1 protein-coding gene is annotated in these 1,331 nt (G+C 60.5%); it reads right to left on the reverse strand.

Annotated features, from left to right (window positions below):
• Positions 1–5 precede the first annotated feature (5 nt).
• Positions 6–1,331: glutamine synthetase family protein (locus PQQ52_RS34590; RefSeq protein WP_408221520.1), on the reverse strand; the 1,326-nt coding region annotated here is incomplete at its 5' end.

Below are 1,331 nucleotides of genomic sequence, written 5' to 3' on the forward strand. Positions count from 1 at the left end.
TGGTCTTAAACGTGCAGCAGCAAATGCCGGCGTTCCCACGAACTGATCACGCGGAAAAACGCTTCGTATTCGGTTTCTTTCAGTGCGAGGTAGGCCTTGACGAATTTCTCGCCGAGTACTTCGGCGATCGGCTCGCAAGCGCCCATCAGTGTCAAACCCTCTTCGAGGTTGCGCGGCAACTGGTACGGCAACTCGTAACCGTCGCTGATCAGCGGCTCGGTGGCCTCGAGCTTTTGCGTCATGCCGAGATAGCCCGCGGCCAGGGTCGCGGCGATCGCGAGATACGGATTGCAGTCCACGCCCGGAATGCGGTTTTCGATGCGACGCGCAGCCGGGCCCGAATGCGGGATCCGGAAACCCACGGTGCGGTTGTCGTAACCCCATGCCACGTTGATCGGTGCGGCCATGAAGCGCGACAGGCGGCGATACGAGTTGATGTACGGCGCGAAAATCGGCATCAGCGCAGGCGTGTATTTCTGCAGACCCGCGATATAGCCGGTGAACATCGAAGTAGGCTTGCCGTCCGGACCGGTGAACAGGTTCTGGCCAGTTTCTTCGTCGACGAGGCTCTGGTGCATGTGCATCGCCGAACCCGGTTCGCCTTCCATCGGCTTGGCCATGAAGGTCGCGTACATCTTGTGGCGCAGCGCGGCTTCACGCACCGTGCGCTTGAACAGGAACACGCTGTCGGCGAGTTTCAGCGGATCGCCGTGCATGAAGTTGATTTCCATCTGCGCGGCGCCGACTTCGTGGATCAGCGTGTCGACTTCCAGTTCCTGCACCTCGCAGTATTCATAGATGTCTTCGAAGAGCGGGTCGAATTCATTGACTGCTTCGATCGAATACGCCTGACGACCTGTCTCCGGGCGGCCTGTACGACCGATTGGCGGTTGCAGCGGCAGATCCGGGTCCTTGTTCATGTCGACCAGGTAGAACTCGAGCTCGGGCGCGATAACCGGCTTCCAGCCTTTGGCCTTATAGAGTTCGAGCACGCGGCGCAACACGCGGCGCGGCGAGATCGCGACGGGCGTGCCGTCGAAGTGAACGCAATCGTGAATCACCTGGGCGGTCGGATCGATGGCCCACGGAATCATGCGGATGGTGCTGGCGTCAGGCACGCACACCATGTCCGGGTCGGTGACGCCGGTGAGCGTGCCGTCTTCCGGATAGTCCCCTGTGACGGTCTGGATCATCACCGCCTGCGGCAAGCGCATGGACTCGCCGGATTCGAACTTGCTGCGCGGAATGATCTTGCCGCGTGCGATCCCGGCCATATCCGGAATGATCGCTTCGATTTCGGTGACGCGGTTCTTTTTCAGGAAGTCGTCGAT

The organism is Paraburkholderia sediminicola, assembly GCF_046030555.1.
GTDB classification, from domain to species: domain Bacteria; phylum Pseudomonadota; class Gammaproteobacteria; order Burkholderiales; family Burkholderiaceae; genus Paraburkholderia; species Paraburkholderia sediminicola_E.